At 48.0% G+C, this 16,442-nt stretch carries 9 protein-coding genes; all 9 read left to right on the forward strand.

Features of this window, described 5'->3' with window-relative positions; genetic code table 11:
• Positions 1-91 precede the first annotated feature (91 nt).
• The 9 genes from A8709_RS11165 (at position 92) to A8709_RS11205 (ending at position 16,432) form a co-directional block, all read left to right on the forward strand.
• Positions 92-802, forward strand: coding sequence for a YebC/PmpR family DNA-binding transcriptional regulator (locus tag A8709_RS11165; protein WP_065852419.1), 711 nt, complete (start codon positions 92-94; stop codon positions 800-802).
• Positions 803-2,444: 1,642 nt separating this feature from the next.
• A complete protein-coding gene (locus A8709_RS11170; RefSeq protein ID WP_065852420.1) occupies positions 2,445-3,467 on the forward strand; it encodes a LacI family DNA-binding transcriptional regulator in 1,023 nt (340 codons plus the stop codon).
• A 313-nt stretch (positions 3,468-3,780) separates the two neighbouring features.
• Positions 3,781-4,881, forward strand: coding sequence for a Gfo/Idh/MocA family protein (locus A8709_RS11175; RefSeq protein WP_065852421.1), 1,101 nt, complete (start codon positions 3,781-3,783; stop codon positions 4,879-4,881).
• 23 nt (positions 4,882-4,904) lie between these two features.
• Positions 4,905-5,795: a carbohydrate ABC transporter permease gene (locus A8709_RS11180; RefSeq protein WP_084224825.1), complete on the forward strand. Its 891-nt coding sequence runs from the start codon at positions 4,905-4,907 to the stop codon at positions 5,793-5,795.
• A 2-nt stretch (positions 5,796-5,797) separates the two neighbouring features.
• Positions 5,798-6,628 carry a carbohydrate ABC transporter permease gene (locus tag A8709_RS11185; protein WP_065852423.1) on the forward strand — a complete coding sequence of 277 codons (831 nt, stop codon included), beginning with the start codon at positions 5,798-5,800 and terminating at the stop codon, positions 6,626-6,628.
• A 49-nt stretch (positions 6,629-6,677) separates the two neighbouring features.
• A complete protein-coding gene (locus tag A8709_RS11190) occupies positions 6,678-8,054 on the forward strand; it encodes an ABC transporter substrate-binding protein (RefSeq protein WP_065852424.1) in 1,377 nt (458 codons plus the stop codon).
• A 124-nt stretch (positions 8,055-8,178) separates the two neighbouring features.
• Positions 8,179-12,738, forward strand: coding sequence for an S-layer homology domain-containing protein (locus A8709_RS11195; RefSeq protein ID WP_065852425.1), 4,560 nt, complete (start codon positions 8,179-8,181; stop codon positions 12,736-12,738).
• Between the two features lie 45 nt (positions 12,739-12,783).
• A complete protein-coding gene (locus tag A8709_RS11200; RefSeq protein WP_065852426.1) occupies positions 12,784-14,259 on the forward strand; it encodes a hypothetical protein in 1,476 nt (491 codons plus the stop codon).
• A 109-nt stretch (positions 14,260-14,368) separates the two neighbouring features.
• Positions 14,369-16,432 (forward strand): methyl-accepting chemotaxis protein, encoded by a 2,064-nt coding sequence (locus A8709_RS11205; RefSeq protein ID WP_065852427.1) that lies wholly within the window; start codon positions 14,369-14,371, stop codon positions 16,430-16,432.
• Positions 16,433-16,442: the final 10 nt, after the last annotated feature.

Raw genomic sequence — 16,442 nt, forward strand, 5'->3', positions numbered from 1 at the left:
CCTATTTAACATGACGAACGGAAATATTTTAATTTCGTGTGAAAATAGGTTATGATAGGTAATGAAATTATAATAGAAAGTGGGATCCATAGTGGGACGTAAATGGAATAACATAAAAGAAAAGAAAGCTTCGAATGATGCAAGCACAAGTCGCGTTTACGCGAAGTTCGGACTTGAAATTTATGTAGCAGCACGTAAAGGTGAACCAGATCCGGAATCGAATCGTGCGTTGAAAGTCGTTTTGGAACGCGCCAAAACCTATAACGTGCCAAAAGCGATCATTGATCGCGCGATTAATAAAGCCAAAGGCAGCTCAGACGAAATTTATGAAGAGCTTCGTTATGAAGGCTTTGGACCCAACGGTTCCATGGTTATCGTGGATACATTGACGAATAACGTAAACCGTACCGCGTCAAGCGTGCGCGCAGCTTTTAGCAAAAATGGCGGTAACATGGGCGTTACAGGCTCCGTTGCCTATATGTTCGATGCGACAGCGGCTATCGGTATTGAAAACAAGAGCGTCGACGAGATCATGGAAATTCTGATGGAAGCTGACGTTGACGTTCGTGATCTTCTGGAAGAAGAAGACATGGTCATGGTGTATGCGGAGCCAGAGGCGTTCCATGCTGTTCAAGAATGTCTGAAAGCAGCAGGCATCACGGAGTTTACGGTTGCTGAGTTGACGATGATTGCTCAAAACAATGTTACGCTTTCCGAAGAAGGACAAGCTCAGTTTGATAAGATGGTTGATGCGTTGGAAGATTTGGAAGATGTGCAGCAGGTTTATCATAACGTGGAGTAGGTTTAAAAAGTAGCGGAATGGATAGGAGCTAAGCGGTGTGTTTGCGCTTAGCTCCTTTTTCGCGATGGAGGGGGAGAGTTCAAGTTGATCAAGCTCGGAACCCGAGCCTACCGTCAGTAGTCCCTCGCCGAGAGCCCGGAACCCGAGCCTACCGTCAGTAGTCCCTCGCCGAAAGCTCGGAACCCGAGCCTACCGTCAGTAGTCCCTCGCCGAGAGCTCGGAACCCGAGCCTACCGTCAGTAGTCCCTCGCCGAAAGCTCGGAACCCGAGCCTACCGTCAGTAGTCCCTCGCCGAGAGCTCGGAACCCGAGCCTACCGTCAGTAGTCCCTCGCCGAAAGCTCGGAACCCGAGCCTACCGTCAGTAGTCCCTCGCCGAGAGCTCGGAACCCGAGCCTACCGTCAGTAGTCCCTCGCCGAAAGCTCGGAACCCGAGCCTACCGTCAGTAGTCCCTCGCCGAGAGCTCGGAACCCGAGCCTACCGTCAGTAGTCCCTCGCCGAAAGCTCGGAACCCGAGCCTACCGTCAGTAGTCCCTCGCCGAGAGCTCGGAACCCGAGCCTACCGTCAGTAGTCCCTCGCCGAAAGCTCGGAACCCGAGCCTACCGTCAGTAGTCCCTCGCCGAGAGCTCGGAACCCGAGCCTACCGTCAGTAGTCCCTCGCCGAAAGCTCGGAACCCGAGCCTACCGTCAGTAGTCCCTCGCCGAGAGCTCGGAACCCGAGCCTACCGTCAGTAGTCCCTCGCCGAAAGCTCGGAACCCGAGCCTACCGTCAGTAGTCCCTCGCCGAGAGCTCGGAACCCGAGCCTACCGTCAGTAGTCCCTCGCCGAAAGCTCGGAACCCGAGCCTACCGTCAGTAGTCCCTCGCCGAGAGCTCGGAACCCGAGCCTACCGTCAGTAGTCCCTCGCCGAAAGCTCGGAACCCGAGCCTACCGTCAGTAGTCCCTCGCCGAGAGCTCGGAACCCGAGCCTACCGTCAGTAGTCCCTCGCCGAAAGCTCGGAACCCGAGCCTACCGTCAGTAGTCCCTCGCCGAAAGCTCGGAACCCGAGCCTACCGTCAGTCATCCCTCGCCGAAAGCTCGGAACCCGAGCCTACCGTCAGTAGTCCCTCGCCGAAAGCTCGGAACCCGAGGCTACCAGCAGTCGTCCCTCGCCGAAAGCTCGGAACCCGAGCCTACCGTCAGTAGTCCCTCGCCGAGAGCCCGGAACCCGAGCCTACCGTCAGTAGTCCCTCGCCGAAAGCTCGGAACCCGAGCCTACCGTCAGTAGTCCCTTGCCGAGAGCTCGGAACCCGAGCCTACCGGCAGTCATCTCTCGCCGAAAGCTCGGAACCCGAGGCTACCGTCAGTCTTCCCTCGCCGAAAGCTCGGAACCCGAGCCTACCGTCAGTCGTCCCTCACCGAAAGCTCGGAACCCGAGCCTACCGGCAGTCATCCCTCGCCGAAAGCTCGGAACCCGAGCCTACCGTCAGTAGTCCCTCGCCGTAAGCTCGAGCCAAATCGGTGTGGACATCACCTTTTACTCCATTTACATAAGAAAAACCCGCCTTTACAGTAATTTCAGTTGTTCAGATGATAGAAATTTGCTATGCTAGGCTAAAGCGCAAAAATTTGGCGCAAACTTTGGCTACGGGAGGGTGCAAGTTGTCAACATTGAAAGATATTGCTGAGCATGTGGGCGTCTCGATATCCACGGTATCCCGTGTAGTAAATAATGATACGAGAAGATCGGTGAGCGCCGATACCCGCCAAAAAATTTGGGATGCTGTAGCCAAACTTGGCTACCAGTCCAGTAAAGGCACCAGAGAAACTGTCGTTCGCGGTAAGCCATCGAAGTTAAATAAGAAGGTGGGCTGCATTGTTGCAGTTCAGCAGAATAAATATAATCACCCTTACTTTTCTTCAATTCTTGAGGGGATTGATCGTGGACTTGAAGATCATGGCTACGATTTGGCCTTCATCCACTCGGGTGAAGAGCTAAAGAAACCGAATTTGCTGCACAAAATTGTGAAAGAAAGCGATATAAGCGGCATTATTCTGGTTGAGGGGATTGATTCAGCTTCGTACGAATATATCAAAGCACATGTTCCCTATGTCGTAGGCATCGATATTCCGGATAAAGAAGTGCCGCGTGTGGGTTATGATCGTTTATTGGCAGCGAAACATGCGGTTGGTCATTTGATCGAGCGTGGGCATAAACGCATTGGCTTCATCGGAGGATCCGGCCTTTCCATGGATATGGAGAAGGAAAAGCGTTACCGCGGATACCGTGAAATGCTGCAAGAAGCCGGATTATCCATTCCGAAAGATTGGGTGCTCGATACACAATGGGACGTGGAAAAAAGCCACGAGCTCATGAAGCAAGCTTTAGAGGGGCAGAAGGATCGTCCGACAGCCTTTTTTGCCGCCAGTGACATGATGGCAATTTCTGCGATGCGGGCAGCGCTTGAACTCAACTATCGCATCCCAGAGGATATCGCCTTCGCCGCCATCGATAATATTGAGTTCTCGCAGTATTGTTCACCGCCATTAACGACGATCGATATGCCCAAATTTGAAATTGGTTGGATCGCGGCCAAAACATTAATTGATTATATCGATGAAAAAATGCCTGTTCCTGTTACGATTACATTGCCTTATAAATTAATTGAACGAGGATCATCCTAACGAAAATGGACAACAAATCCCCATAAAAACCGTTTGGCTTTGTGCACCCTACATAGTCAAACGGTTTTTTGTTGGGCAGCCGCACAAAAATGCTCTGTTTGTCCAAACTTTTGGATTAATGTGCTATAATGTTTGGATTATTAACGTGTAATTTGGCGCAAAAAATAATCCAAAAACATTGATAAAACTGATTGACAAAACAAGCCAAACCCCTTAATATTCTAAGTGTAAAGAATATTGGCGCAAACGAAAAATAGTTTGGACAAATTTGGCTAACAACTAACTAGACTTTGGCGGGGGAGATAAACAGAATATGAATAAAATTCGAGTAGCTTTAATCGGTGTCGGCGACATGGGAACAGGCCATGCAATGGGATTTGATCAAATCGAACAATGTGAAATAACATGGGTAGCTGATCCAAGCCCAAGTAACTTGGAAAGAGCGCTTCCGTATATCAAAAGAAATAATCCCCAAATTGTTTCGGATTATAAGGACATTTTGGCGCAAACAGATACATTTGATGCTGTCGTGATTTCGGTTCCAAACTATATGCACAAAGAAGTGGCACTAGCTTTTATCGAACGTGGGAAGCATATATTTTTGGAAAAACCAGTAGCCCCAACGCTTGCGGATTGTGATGCCATCATCGAAGCTGCAAAGAAAGCGAATGTCATCCTCCAAATCGGGCTTGTTTATCGCTATTCCAATTTATATCGCCGGATGGAAAAGGAATTGAGCAATGGACGTCTCGACGACGTAACGATGATGTGGTGTAAAGAGTTCCGCGATTCGTTTCCGCCTGTGGATTGGTTCTACGACAGTGCCAAATCTGGCGGTGCGTTGGTCGAAAAGGATTGCCATCATTTCGACATTTTCAACTGGATGATTGGCGCGAAGCCGGTTCGTGTTTTCGCTTCTGGCGGTCAGCATGTTATTAAAAATGGCGAAGAGAATATGATCACCAATTCCTATACGCATTATCCGCCGAAAGTAATTTCGCAAACCAATATTGTGGATCACGCTTGGGTAACGATTGATTACGAGAACGGCAGTAAAGCGAATCTGGGATTGTGCATGTATCTGAAGCCAAGAAACCTCATGGATGAAGGCTTGGAAATCGGGTTGATCGGAAACAACGGCGCTGTCATGGTAGCGAAGAAAGATCGCACAATTGATATCGCGGGTGGACCTGATATGACCAAAGAACATATTGATACGGATGTTGCGTCTGATTCTTACAGTAACGGACACACAGGCAGTCAACGTCAGAGATATGAATTCCTAGACTCCGTCGTGACGGGCAAAGAGCCTTTTGCGAATGGGGAAGTAGGCAGACAGGCCTTGCTCGTCGCGCTTGCAGCGGAGAAATCAATCAAAGAAGAACGCTATGTGTATCTGAATGAATTAGTGTAAGGATTCTAGATTGGAGGTACATGATGGCGTCAAAATGGAAAGAAGAGCTCAAGTTTTTAGGATTTATTTCACCCTGGATAATCGGATTCCTTGTATTCTTCGTCGTACCAGCGTTTACAAGCCTCTTGTACAGCTTCGCGGATTACAATTCCGTTGCTGCACCTGTATGGATTGGTTTTAAGAATTATGTGGACTTATTACATGATCATATTTATCTGAAAAGCTTTGGCAATACGATCTACTTTGTTATTATCGCAGTTCCTGTAACCGTGACGTTTCAGATTCTCACATCCGTCGTTCTGAACGTCGATGTGAAAGGCGTCCATTTCTTTCGTACCTTTTACTACCTGCCCTACCTCGTTCCACCTGTTGCAACCGTGATTTTATGGGTGATGCTCTTCGGAACAGACAGCGGCATGGTTAATCAGCTGCTATCCATCGTTGGATTGCCAAAATTTGATTGGTTCGGTACCGAATCGTTAGTGAAACCCATCATCATTACCATCGGTATTTGGATGTCTGGCGGACCTGTACTCGTTTTCCTTGCTGCGCTGAAAGGCATTCCTGGCCATTTGTATGAAGCGGCCAAAATTGACGGAGCTAACGTTGTTTCTCGCTTTTTCCGCATTACGCTTCCGATGCTATCGCCTTCCATCCTGTTCGCAGTCGTCATGCAGATGATTTACTACTTCCAAATGTTTACGGAATCCATGCTCTTGAACAATGGGGGACCTAACTACGCATCACGTACGTATATGTTCAACACCTTCCAAACCGCGTTCCGTGATTTCAAATTTGGATATGCCATGGCGCAATCTTGGATCTTGTTTATTATTATTCTCATTCTAACGTTAATCGTGATGAAGACGTCGCAAAAATGGGTTTATTATGAGTCAGAGAAAGGAAACGGATAACGATGCGACTGGCGAATGTCTCCAAACAACTTGCCCAATATTTCTTCCTCATCGTCGGACTCGGGATATTCTCAGGACCACTTCTATGGCTCATATCGACGATGCTCAAGACACAAGAACAAACCTTTCAGTTTCCACCTACGTTTATACCCAAACCTTTCACGCTAGATGCTTTTCCTAGGCTGTTTGAATCGATGCCATTAATGGGAAGATGGATCGCCAACTCTTTTGCGATATCTGGATCCGTTGGTGCAGGGACCCTGCTTTTCGCTTCGCTCGTTGCCTTCGGCTTTGCTCGTACAAAAGGGCGTTCGCGCGGCGTACTCTTTGCTATCGTGCTTGCAACCCTCATGATTCCTTCACAAATTACATTGATTCCGCTTTACATCATGTATAAGAAAATTGGCTGGTATAACACGTGGTTTCCACTGATTGTGCCGCAAATTCTAGCAAGTCCGTACTTTATCTTCATGTTCCGTCAGTTCTTCATGACAATTCCCCGTGAATTGGATGAAGCCACTGAAATGGATGGCGGCGGCTATTGGACCATTTACAGTCGTGTCATTCTTCCGCTCTCACGTCCTACGATGATTACGGGATTTATTTTCGCCTTCGTATTCTCTTGGACCGATTTCTTTTCTCCCCTCATTTATATTCAGTCAGAGAAGCTGCAAACATTAAGCGTCGGCTTACAAATGATTATGGGGCAAACCTCACATGATTTCCCTGTGCTGGCTGCTGGTTCTTTTCTAGCGTTACTGCCAATCGGCTGTATTTACTTCTTCGCACAACGTTACTTTATTGAGGGGGTGGTCATGTCCGGCATTAAGTAACAGAGTTGTACGATGTGATGTGAACAGATAAATCTGAGGAGGGTTTTCTATGAAAACGATCAAATTGCTTACTGGTCTGACATCTGTTGCGGTATTAGGTTCTTTGGTACTGACGGCATGTGGGAAAACGGAAACAGCAACGACAACGACTCCAGCCCCAACAACAGCAACTACTACACCTAAAGAGACAGCGAAGGCTGAAGAAGAAATTTCAGGTAAAATCGTCTACTCCCAATGGGGAACCAACGTAGAAACGGAGCAAACGAAAACACTGCTCAAGGAATTCAATAAGAAATATCCGAAAATCGATGTCGAAGTCGTAAGTAAAGACTGGGGCACGTATTGGACATCCTTGACGGCGCAAGCGGCTTCCAAAGATTTACCAGATGTATATAAAATCAGTTTTGCCTACGTAGATAAATATGCAAAGCTAGGCGCGATGAAAGATTTAACAGACATTATCAAAACGAACAACTTCAACACAGGCGACTTTGAACCGGGCGTTCTGGCAACTCATCAAGTGGGGGGCAAACAATATTCCTTGCCTCGTGATGCCAATACCATTGTAACCTATTACAATAAAGCGCTATTTACCGATCCGAAGAAGAATCCAGCAGGCGCTCCTATGCCTAAGGGTGAAATGACGTGGGATCAAGTACTCGACATTGCGAAGAAACTAACTTTGGATAATAAGGGTAAAAATGCTTCCGAAGCTGGATTCGACGATAAAAATATCGTGCAATGGGGTCTAACGGTGGATGCAGCGGGTTCTGCTGACTCCGTTCTGGAACCGCAAATTATTTCCAATGGCGGGAAAATCGTAAACGATGATCAAACCCTTGCCCTGGAATCACCTGAAGCTAAGCAAGTACTGGAGTTCTACCGTGACCTCGTTACGAAATACCATGTGACACCGTCTTCCAGTCAAAGCCAGTCCTTATCCAAAGATCCTTTCCTAACGTTAACAACAGGTAAAGTGGCTATGAGCTTCGCGGGCTCCTGGTCAGCAGCGGAATTCAAAAAAGCGAACATTCAGTTCGACACGTTCTTGCCGCCGAAATTTAAGGATACGAAAACCGTTGTTCAGGTTGCAGGGAATGCACTGAGCCCTTATACCAAGAACGAGAAAGCTGCATGGGCGCTGCTTAGCTGGTTAGCGGGTCCAGAGGGTCAAATTGCACTTGCGAAACAAGGGCAATCCATCCCTGCAAACAAGCAAGCTGCGCAAACCTACTTAGGCATCGATGACGGCTACAACAAACAAACGTTCATCGAGTCGCAGAAGTACGCGATTCCGGTTCCTTTCTTCGATGGTAAAGATAAATTGCTGTGGGATATTATTCCGCAAAAATTAGCTCAGCCGCTTTCTGGCAAGGGTGATATCGACGCTACGTTGAAGGAAATCAAAACGCTTTACGGTAAGTAAGATCATCGTAGTTACATAGTAAGGAACAAAAATGAGATCCATGAATTGACATGAAAACCGTCAACGCTCTGGGTCTCATTTTTTGTTTCCAAATTTATACAATTACTGGAGGTTTGGTTAAAAAATGAACACTTTCAGACCTTGGCGAAGGCTAACCGTACCGCTTTCCTTGGCATCCTTATTAGTCAGTTCTTTCATCGTACCAGCTGGAATTTCAGCACAAGGGAGTGAGCCAGTCGCAACGAAATTTACCGGTGCGTCGGATGAATGGGCCGCAATCCAAAAGGATTCCGTTGCTTACGGCCAAAGCTTGAATCTGCTGAAGGCTGTGCAAAAAAACGGTAAATTGTATCTGTTAGCGACGGGAACACAAATGGATGTTGGCAGTACGACGTTTTATATCGATAGTGATAATGTCGAGACGACAGGGGAGGCGCTTGCCTCTTGGTCGAATAGTGGCGGGATCGATTATAAAATCGTGGGTGATCAGTTGTTCCATTTGGTTAGTGGAGCTTGGGTAGGAATAGATTCCGTTACGCTTAGCAAGACGTCAACTGTTGTAGAAGCTGCAGTTGATCTTTCGAAGCTTGGCCTCTCGGACTCCTCGAAATTGAAGGTAAGCTTCACGAAGAATGGCAATAGCTATTTGCCGGATGCGGGAAAAACCATGTTGGATGTTGATGCTGAAACGACAATGTTTGCTCCAAGCGTGAAGGTGACGGTAGATGGTGCTGTTGATGATTGGGCTGGTGTCACCCCGCTCGGACAGTCGGCTGATGGCAATACGAAATTATATGCATCGCAGAATAACGAAACTTTATCTGTTCTCGTCACAGGTAAGTTAGCTGCGAGCAACGATGTATTCATCGATACGGACAAAGAGAATAGTACCGGATTTGCTTCATGGGCTTGGCCGAAAGCTGGGGCAGATTATTTGTTCGAAAATGGCGGTTTGTTCAAAAATACGGGCGTTGGCTGGTCTTGGGCCTCGGTTGTTGCACCTGACATTCAGTATGCAGCAAGCGGAGCTGGGGATAACCAAGTTATTGAGATGTCGGTTCCTCTACAATCACTTGGGTTAAGTGGACCCAAACCAATCAATATAACGTTCAATGGCGGTGATTATTATGCACCAGCACCAGGTGGAAATCCAGGGCTTGTCATTCCATCTCTCCCTGATGTTACCGTAGATAGCAACGATACGGATTGGGCTGCACTTACGCCTGTTGGCGTTAGCCAAGGAAGTAAACTACAAGATTTATATGCTGTTGTTGAAGGATCGAAATTATATGCCCTTGCGCATGGAACTGATTTCTCAGGGGAGAAGAATCTGTTCATCAATAGTGATAATGATTCGTCCACTGGCTTCCAAGGCTGGCAATATACACATACGGGTGCTGACTATTTGATGCAGAATGGGAGCGTATACAAGAGCGCGGGCTCAGGTTGGGCCTGGGATTTTGTTGGGCCTGCCGAGACGGTCATCAGTTCAACATATGCTGCGCCAGGTCACAGCATCATGGAGAGCGTTATCGATATGAGCGGATGGACGAATGTGTCTAGTACGGTGAGAGTATCTTTGGGTGTGGGAGATGACTACGCGCCTCAAACGTCATCTGTTGCGAATTACCCTGCTGCCGTATCTCTCGCTGGAGCCGTGATGACCGTTGATGGTCTTACGGATGATTGGGCGCAGATTGATACGCAAGCTGTAGCTGGCAGCACGAATTTGACCTTAAATGCTGTTCAAGACAGCCAAAAGTTGTATTTTCTTGTGCAAGGTGCAAATTTGAACACGCAAAACGAATTCTTCATCGACAGTGATAATTCCGCAACTACGGGATACACAGACCCAAGATGGGCTGGAGCTGGCATCGATTATCGGATTGATCGCAATTCTATCTATCGATATGCAGGCGCTTCAGCAGACTGGGTTCGTGTTGGTTCAGCATTTTATAAGCCAATGCCTGACGCCGTTCAAGTTGTTGTGTATCTGGATCAAATTGGCCGAGTTAGCCCTGGTGCGATGAAGGTTGGTTATGTATCGAAGCAGGCGATTGCACTGCCGGAACCTGGGACACCGCTATTGGGGATATCCAAAGTTGTGAATCAGCCCGTAGTGGCCAATGCTTATATCCCAAGGCAATCGTTTGATGTGTTAAACAACCCTTTCATGGGTTGGGTTGCTTGGGCGAGGGATGCAGCGAAGAAGCCAGCAGGTGAGCCGTATGTGCAGCCAAATAGCTTAATGTATGTGGGGATTTCCTGGCGCGAGCTCGAACCGGTCAAAGGTCAATTCGACTGGGCTGGCATTGAAGCCAAGTATCAATTTGCTTACTGGAGCAGTTTAGGAAAAAAAATGAATCTTCGACTTGTCTTGGATACGCCAACGTCCGATCCAACACATAAAGACATTCCCGATTGGCTATACGATGAATTAGTGCAAGCGGAAGGCACGGCAGGAGCAGGTAAATGGTACAACACAGAATCTATTGGCTCTGGATTTGCACCGAACTATAGCTCGCCCGTTCTCATTAGTGAGCATGAGCGCATGCTCAAAGCGTATGCAGCGCACTACGATAACGACCCGCGTGTAGCATTCATTCAGTTGGGCTCATTAGGGCACTGGGGTGAATTCCACAACTGGCCAGAGGATGTATCTGGGAAGTTCCCGCAATTAACGGTAACGAATCAGTATGTCACGCAATATTTGGATAATTTCCACCATAAATTGCTGGGGATGCGCAAGCCATTCCCAATCGCAGCAGATAACCATTTTGGTTTGTTTAACGATGTGTTCGGTGATAAAGGTTCTACAGCATCCTGGTTGGATTGGACGATTAACGGCTGGAATGAAATTAATCTGTACCTCGAGCCAGGCGAAAATGCCGCAGACGTTCAAGCGGCTTCGAAGATACCAGATTTCTGGAAATCGAATTTCTCTGGCGGGGAGTTCACCAGCGGGAATCCGCTGCAATCCTTGAAAGACGACGCGATTATGGAATCACTGTATGAAACATACGCTTCCCATACTTCTTGGCTTGGACCTTCCTCACCGGCCGATTATCAAGTAGGGAAAGATGGTGTGACACAAGCGGTTCAGGAGAATATGGATACGATGCTCAAAACGATGGGCTATCGCTTCATCTTGGAGTCCGCAGCGCATCCAGCTACCGCGAATGAGGGTGACAGCGTAACGTTGTCTACGTACTGGACGAATAAAGGTGTGGCTCCGTTCTACATGGATTGGCCTGTTGCGGTCGCGCTTGCAGATGCTTCAGGACAAATCGTGACTTCCTCGATTACGAAGGCTTCACAGACCGATATTCGCAATTGGCTGCCAGGTGAGCAGCAAGCTGAGCTTCCCTTACATGTGCCAAGCACGTTGACAACAGGAACGTACACGGTGCTTGTCGGTATCCTAGACCCACAAACGAATCAACCAGGCATTCAGTTAGCAATTGCTGGTAAACGTAGTGATGGTTGGTACGCTTTGGACACGATTGCGATTCATGGCGAGAACCCGCCAGTGTCACCACCGTACACGGGTCCAACTCTGTGGCAGGATGATCAGGTACAACAGGTTACCCAAGTTGATCAAGTTAACGGGCATATGTCAGTTACACTGGATGAGAAAAAATCAGAACTCCACTTGCCATTGTCGGCTTTAGCCAATAAAGATGCGGCGTTAGATGTAAAAGGTGGAGCCTTCTCATTGCAAATCCCGAAGGAGGTGATGGATAAGGTTCAGAGCCTGCAGCAGCTGAAAGGATTTACGAATGCACAATTGTCCCTCTCATGGAAAGCTGTGCAAGGTACGGAATTGCAAGACGTGGTTGCTGGATTGTCTACAGCCTCAGGCTCGAAGGGGTGGAGTTCAAGCGGAGGCGCCATTCGACTGGAACTGAGCTTGATTGGTGGAGAAGGTCAAAGCGAAGTGTTGAATCAGTTTACAACACCATTAACATTGACGCTTCCACTGAATGCCAATGCCAATCATGATTTAGTCGGCGTTTATTATCTGGCTGAGGATGGCGTTCCTATCTTCGTATCCAGTCGTGAAGAAGGCGACCATCTCATCGCGCAAGTATCGCATTTCAGCTCCTATGCGGTGTTAGAGCTGCATAAGACGTTTGGTGATGTGCCTAGTGATCATTGGGCATTTGCTGACATTCAGAAGCTAGCGGCCAAACACATCATTGAAGGCGACAGCGAGTCTGAATTTGCACCAAACCGTACAGTAAACAGAGCTGAATTTACTGCCATGCTCGTGCGGGAGCTAGGGTTGACTGCGAAAACGTCAGACTCATCTGGATTTAACGATGTCAATCAGAACGATTGGTATGCAGAGGCTGTGCAAGTTGCCGTGCAGAACGGACTTGTCACAGGGATCGGTAACGGCGCTTTCGGACCGAATCAACCGATAACGAGGCAGCAAGCAGCCGTGCTGTTGCAGAATGCGATCAAAACAGCCAAACTTCAGGCACCAACAGTGACGGGAAGTTCATCTTACGAGTCGTTCCGAGACAAGGAAACAGCAGCAATATGGGCCCAAGATTCATTGCGAGCTAGTGTGGAGCAAGGCTTACTGCAAGGACTTGAAGACGAGACGCTGGCGCCAACAGCACCTATGACAAGAGCACAAGCAAGTGCCATCCTATCCCGCTTTATGGACTTGAAGTAATCGTGAAATCATCTCGCGCATCGCGCGAAAAAGGAGCGATTTACTATGAAAAAGGTTTGGGCTGGCTTAATTAGCAGTGTACTTGTTATGCAAATGTTTACAGCAACGGCTTCCGCAGCAGATTCAACCGGGGCACTGCCTCATCTGGCCATCTATTATGGCTGGCCTTCTGCCGTCAATGGGGCAGGCGGCAATGTGACGACAGCGACCAATACGTTCAATCAATTCGATATTATTGTTTTCGCTGATGGGATTGAGCACAGCACGCATGGCGACCATGCTAACACCGCAACGATCATGACCAATTTGAAAAATGCCGGCAAAAAAGTGTTCGGCTACGTGGATCTCGGCGTCAGCACGCAAAACTTGTCCATCGCTACGATGAAAACCTATGTCGATGAGTGGTACGCAATGGGAGCATACGGTATCTTCCTCGATGATTATGGCTTCGATTATGGCGTTACACGGGCAAGGCAGAATACGATGCTCGACTACATTCACGGTAAGGGCATGAAGGTGTTCATGAATTCGTGGAATGTTGATGATGCAAGTGGGGATAAGGATGAAACCGGCGCAGCAAGCACGACACATGCGCAGTCGGGCGACTGGTACTTAGCTGAGAGCTGGTTGGTATCGGGCAACACGTATCAATCCACGACAGATTGGTACACCAAGGCCAATAAAGCGCTGGCTTATCAGCGTAACAAAGGAATTCTCACCGCAGCCGTCTCGAGTGCTGCAAGTGGAGCGGCATCCTCATCCGACAATACGACCGATAAATTTAAGATGGCTTGGTGGGGGGCTGCGATGTACAATTTTGCCTTCCAATGGACAGATCTGAACTATTCAGCGAGCAATGGCACACTCAACTATTACAGCAATCTAAGCACTTCCTATGGAAGTACGTACTCGGCGGATCCGACGAACCCTAGCTCCGGACAGTACAAACGTACCACGAATACAGGTCAAATCATCCTGCAAGGCAATGGTTCATCGACAGGAACAGGGTCTTATACAGCTGGTAGTGGCGGAGGCGGCGGAGGAACAACGATCACCGTTGACGGAAGTGCCAGCGATTGGAGCTCGATCGGCACTCTAGCTAGTACGACGACGACAGCCCAAACCCTGAAAGTGACCAATGACAGCACGAATTTGTATATCCTTGTACAAGGAACTGGCCTCAATGTGAAAAGCCAATTCTACATCAACAAAGATAACAACACTGGCACGGGCTACAATGCCGGGGGTTGGACAACATCGGGAACGGATGTATTGGTGGAGAACAACGGTGTTTATACGTATGGGGGTACCGCAAACGGCTGGACCTGGAACGGACCTGCGTTAACGCTATCCGCATCCCAACTGGTGAAGAACAATACGGTTATCGAGGCTGCAATCCCTTTATCCACGTTAGGGATTAGTGCTGGCCAAAGCATTAAACTAGGCTTTATTCAAAATGATTCCGCAAGTGCGCGTCTGCCTGGTGCGAGCGCAGCACTGCCAACGTATACCCTGCAATAAAAGAATAGCCTCTAATCTGTATTCGTAACTTGTCATTTATTCGGAAAGAGCCATGCGAATAGGTCATGGCTCTTTCTGCTATTCTACTGTAGTGAGGAGAATTCGGGACATGCGTACCCTTCGGCAAGTATTCCCAAAGTTGCAAGTATCGTTACGATCGACGGGTGCTTCAATTTTTGTAGTGATCCTGTTATTGATCTTGAGCACGGTTATCTTTCTAAGTACGATGAATTACCAAACAACGAAGTCCATCCTGCAAAATGAAGTGGGCAAATTGGTCCAGCAAATGATCACCTTAATTAGTTATAAGTTAGATGTCAGCTTAACGAATGATGTATCGCTTTCAAGTGAATTATTCTCGGATAGCACCGTGTTGAAACAACTTTCTGACTACAGCTTGGGGGATGAATCTATTTCGTTTGCTGGAGGGCTTGCCACAGAGAATACATTCAAAAAGTATATGGCCTCCCAACCGCAATTACAAAGTATGAGCTGGATACCGCTGCAAGACGGTAAACTGGTTTTATCAACAGAACGGCAATTGAAAAGGGAACAAGTGATTGACCAAGCGTGGTTTAAGAAGACGGTGGAAAAGGCTGGAGAAGCCGTGTGGTTTCAGCCGCACCCGGGAGGTATTGTCAGTCAAAACGGAGATCTTCTGTTTGGTTATAGCAGATTTCTTTCTAAGACGATATCTGGAGCAAAAACAGACTATGTGCTCGTCGTTGAGTTTCAAGCGAAGTCACTGCTCAAGGAATTAACCGCCGTGACGATTACGGATCATACCCAGATGTTAATCGTGAATCGAGCAGGCAGCGTCTTGCTGTCAACCGCATCTTCTACCCCCTCGTCCGAGCCCCTGGCTGGGATAACTGGTGATCGTTTCCAATCGGAATTAGGCAGTTTTTCTTTAAAAGAAGATCGAGCATCCAACTATTTGGCCTATCAACACTCTCCAATTGCCGATTGGTATGTCGTCTCCAAGACGCCGACCAGCGATTTGATCAAAAACGCCCAAAGCTTTAAAAATTGGGCCATCCTTGTGTCAGCGATCGCGTTCATAGCGTCGATTATTGTCTCTCTATTCTTGGCTGCGCGCATTGGCAAACCATTAGCTAAGCTTCGTCAACTGATGCAGCTTGGCGCAGATGGCAATCTTACGGGTCGCATGAAGGTCATAGGCCATAATGAAATAAGCGTAGTTAGTGAAGATTTTAATACCATGCTGGAGAACATCTCTACGATGGTTACCCAAAGTAGTCGCAGCGCACTCGACATGGCTCATATCTCGGTTGCGATGACGGGGAGAGTCGAAGTGAATGTAACGGCCTCAGACAATATCTTTGAAGCCATCACGGAGGTGGCAGCGGGGGCAGAAGGCATGGCTGCGGAAGCAGAGAAGGGCCAGCAGGTCATGAGGGAAGTGAAGCATCAAATCGAGGAGTCCAACGCAGTTCATCGGCTCATGATAGCTTCCGTTCAGCAGGTGAACGACATTTCGGATGAAGGGATGACCTTCTTGAATGAGCTTCGACAAAGTTCTGACAGCACGGAGCAAATCGGGCAAGAGGCCGTTGCCCAAACGGAGACGCTCCTTCAAGGGATTTCCTCGATTCATCGTGTATTAGCACAGCTAATCGTATTTACGAAGCAAACGCATATACTTGCGTTGAATGCTACGATTGAAGCAGCAAGAGCTGGGCAGCATGGCAAGGGTTTTCACGTTATCGCGATGGAGACCAAACAACTGGCCGAGAGCTCGCGTTCTTTTATTCAGGAAGCCAATAGCTTGGTTGAAGCTGTCGTCCAGGATGTTAAAAAATCGGCCAAACTCAATCATGACATGTACGAAATTGTACGAGAGCAGGTTCAATTTGCTTTCGAGACGGAGCGCGTGTTTGTCCAAGTCAAGCAGCTTATGGAGGATTCGCAGGCCAAAATCTTCATGCTTGGCGAGGCGTTGAAGCAAGTGGATGAGCGGCAAGGCGTGCTGTCCGAAAGTGTTACTTCCATTGCCAGCATCGCTGATCAGTTCTCAGCTATTTCAACTGTCGTGGCAGAAAAGAGCCGTAATCAATTCGTAACCTCACAAGCCTTGTTCGAAAATGCCAAGCAACTAGAGCATATTTCGGAGGAATTGGAAAGGTCTATGAACAAGTTTGTCTTGAAGTAAAAGGAGGATG

This window comes from Paenibacillus pectinilyticus (assembly GCF_001700435.1).
In the GTDB taxonomy this organism is placed as follows: domain Bacteria; phylum Bacillota; class Bacilli; order Paenibacillales; family NBRC-103111; genus Paenibacillus_E; species Paenibacillus_E pectinilyticus.

Excerpts from the sequence above, each read along its gene's own strand:
- A8709_RS11190 (WP_065852424.1), top strand. The coding sequence starts at position 6,678 with ATGAAAACGATCAAATTGCTTACTGGTCTGACATCTGTTGCGGTATTA.
- A8709_RS11200 (WP_065852426.1), top strand. The coding sequence starts at position 12,784 with ATGAAAAAGGTTTGGGCTGGCTTAATTAGCAGTGTACTTGTTATGCAA.
- A8709_RS11180 (WP_084224825.1), top strand. The coding sequence starts at position 4,905 with ATGGCGTCAAAATGGAAAGAAGAGCTCAAGTTTTTAGGATTTATTTCA.
- A8709_RS11175 (WP_065852421.1), top strand. The coding sequence starts at position 3,781 with ATGAATAAAATTCGAGTAGCTTTAATCGGTGTCGGCGACATGGGAACA.
- A8709_RS11205 (WP_065852427.1), top strand. The coding sequence starts at position 14,369 with ATGCGTACCCTTCGGCAAGTATTCCCAAAGTTGCAAGTATCGTTACGA.
- A8709_RS11195 (WP_065852425.1), top strand. The coding sequence starts at position 8,179 with ATGAACACTTTCAGACCTTGGCGAAGGCTAACCGTACCGCTTTCCTTG.
- A8709_RS11185 (WP_065852423.1), top strand. The coding sequence starts at position 5,798 with ATGCGACTGGCGAATGTCTCCAAACAACTTGCCCAATATTTCTTCCTC.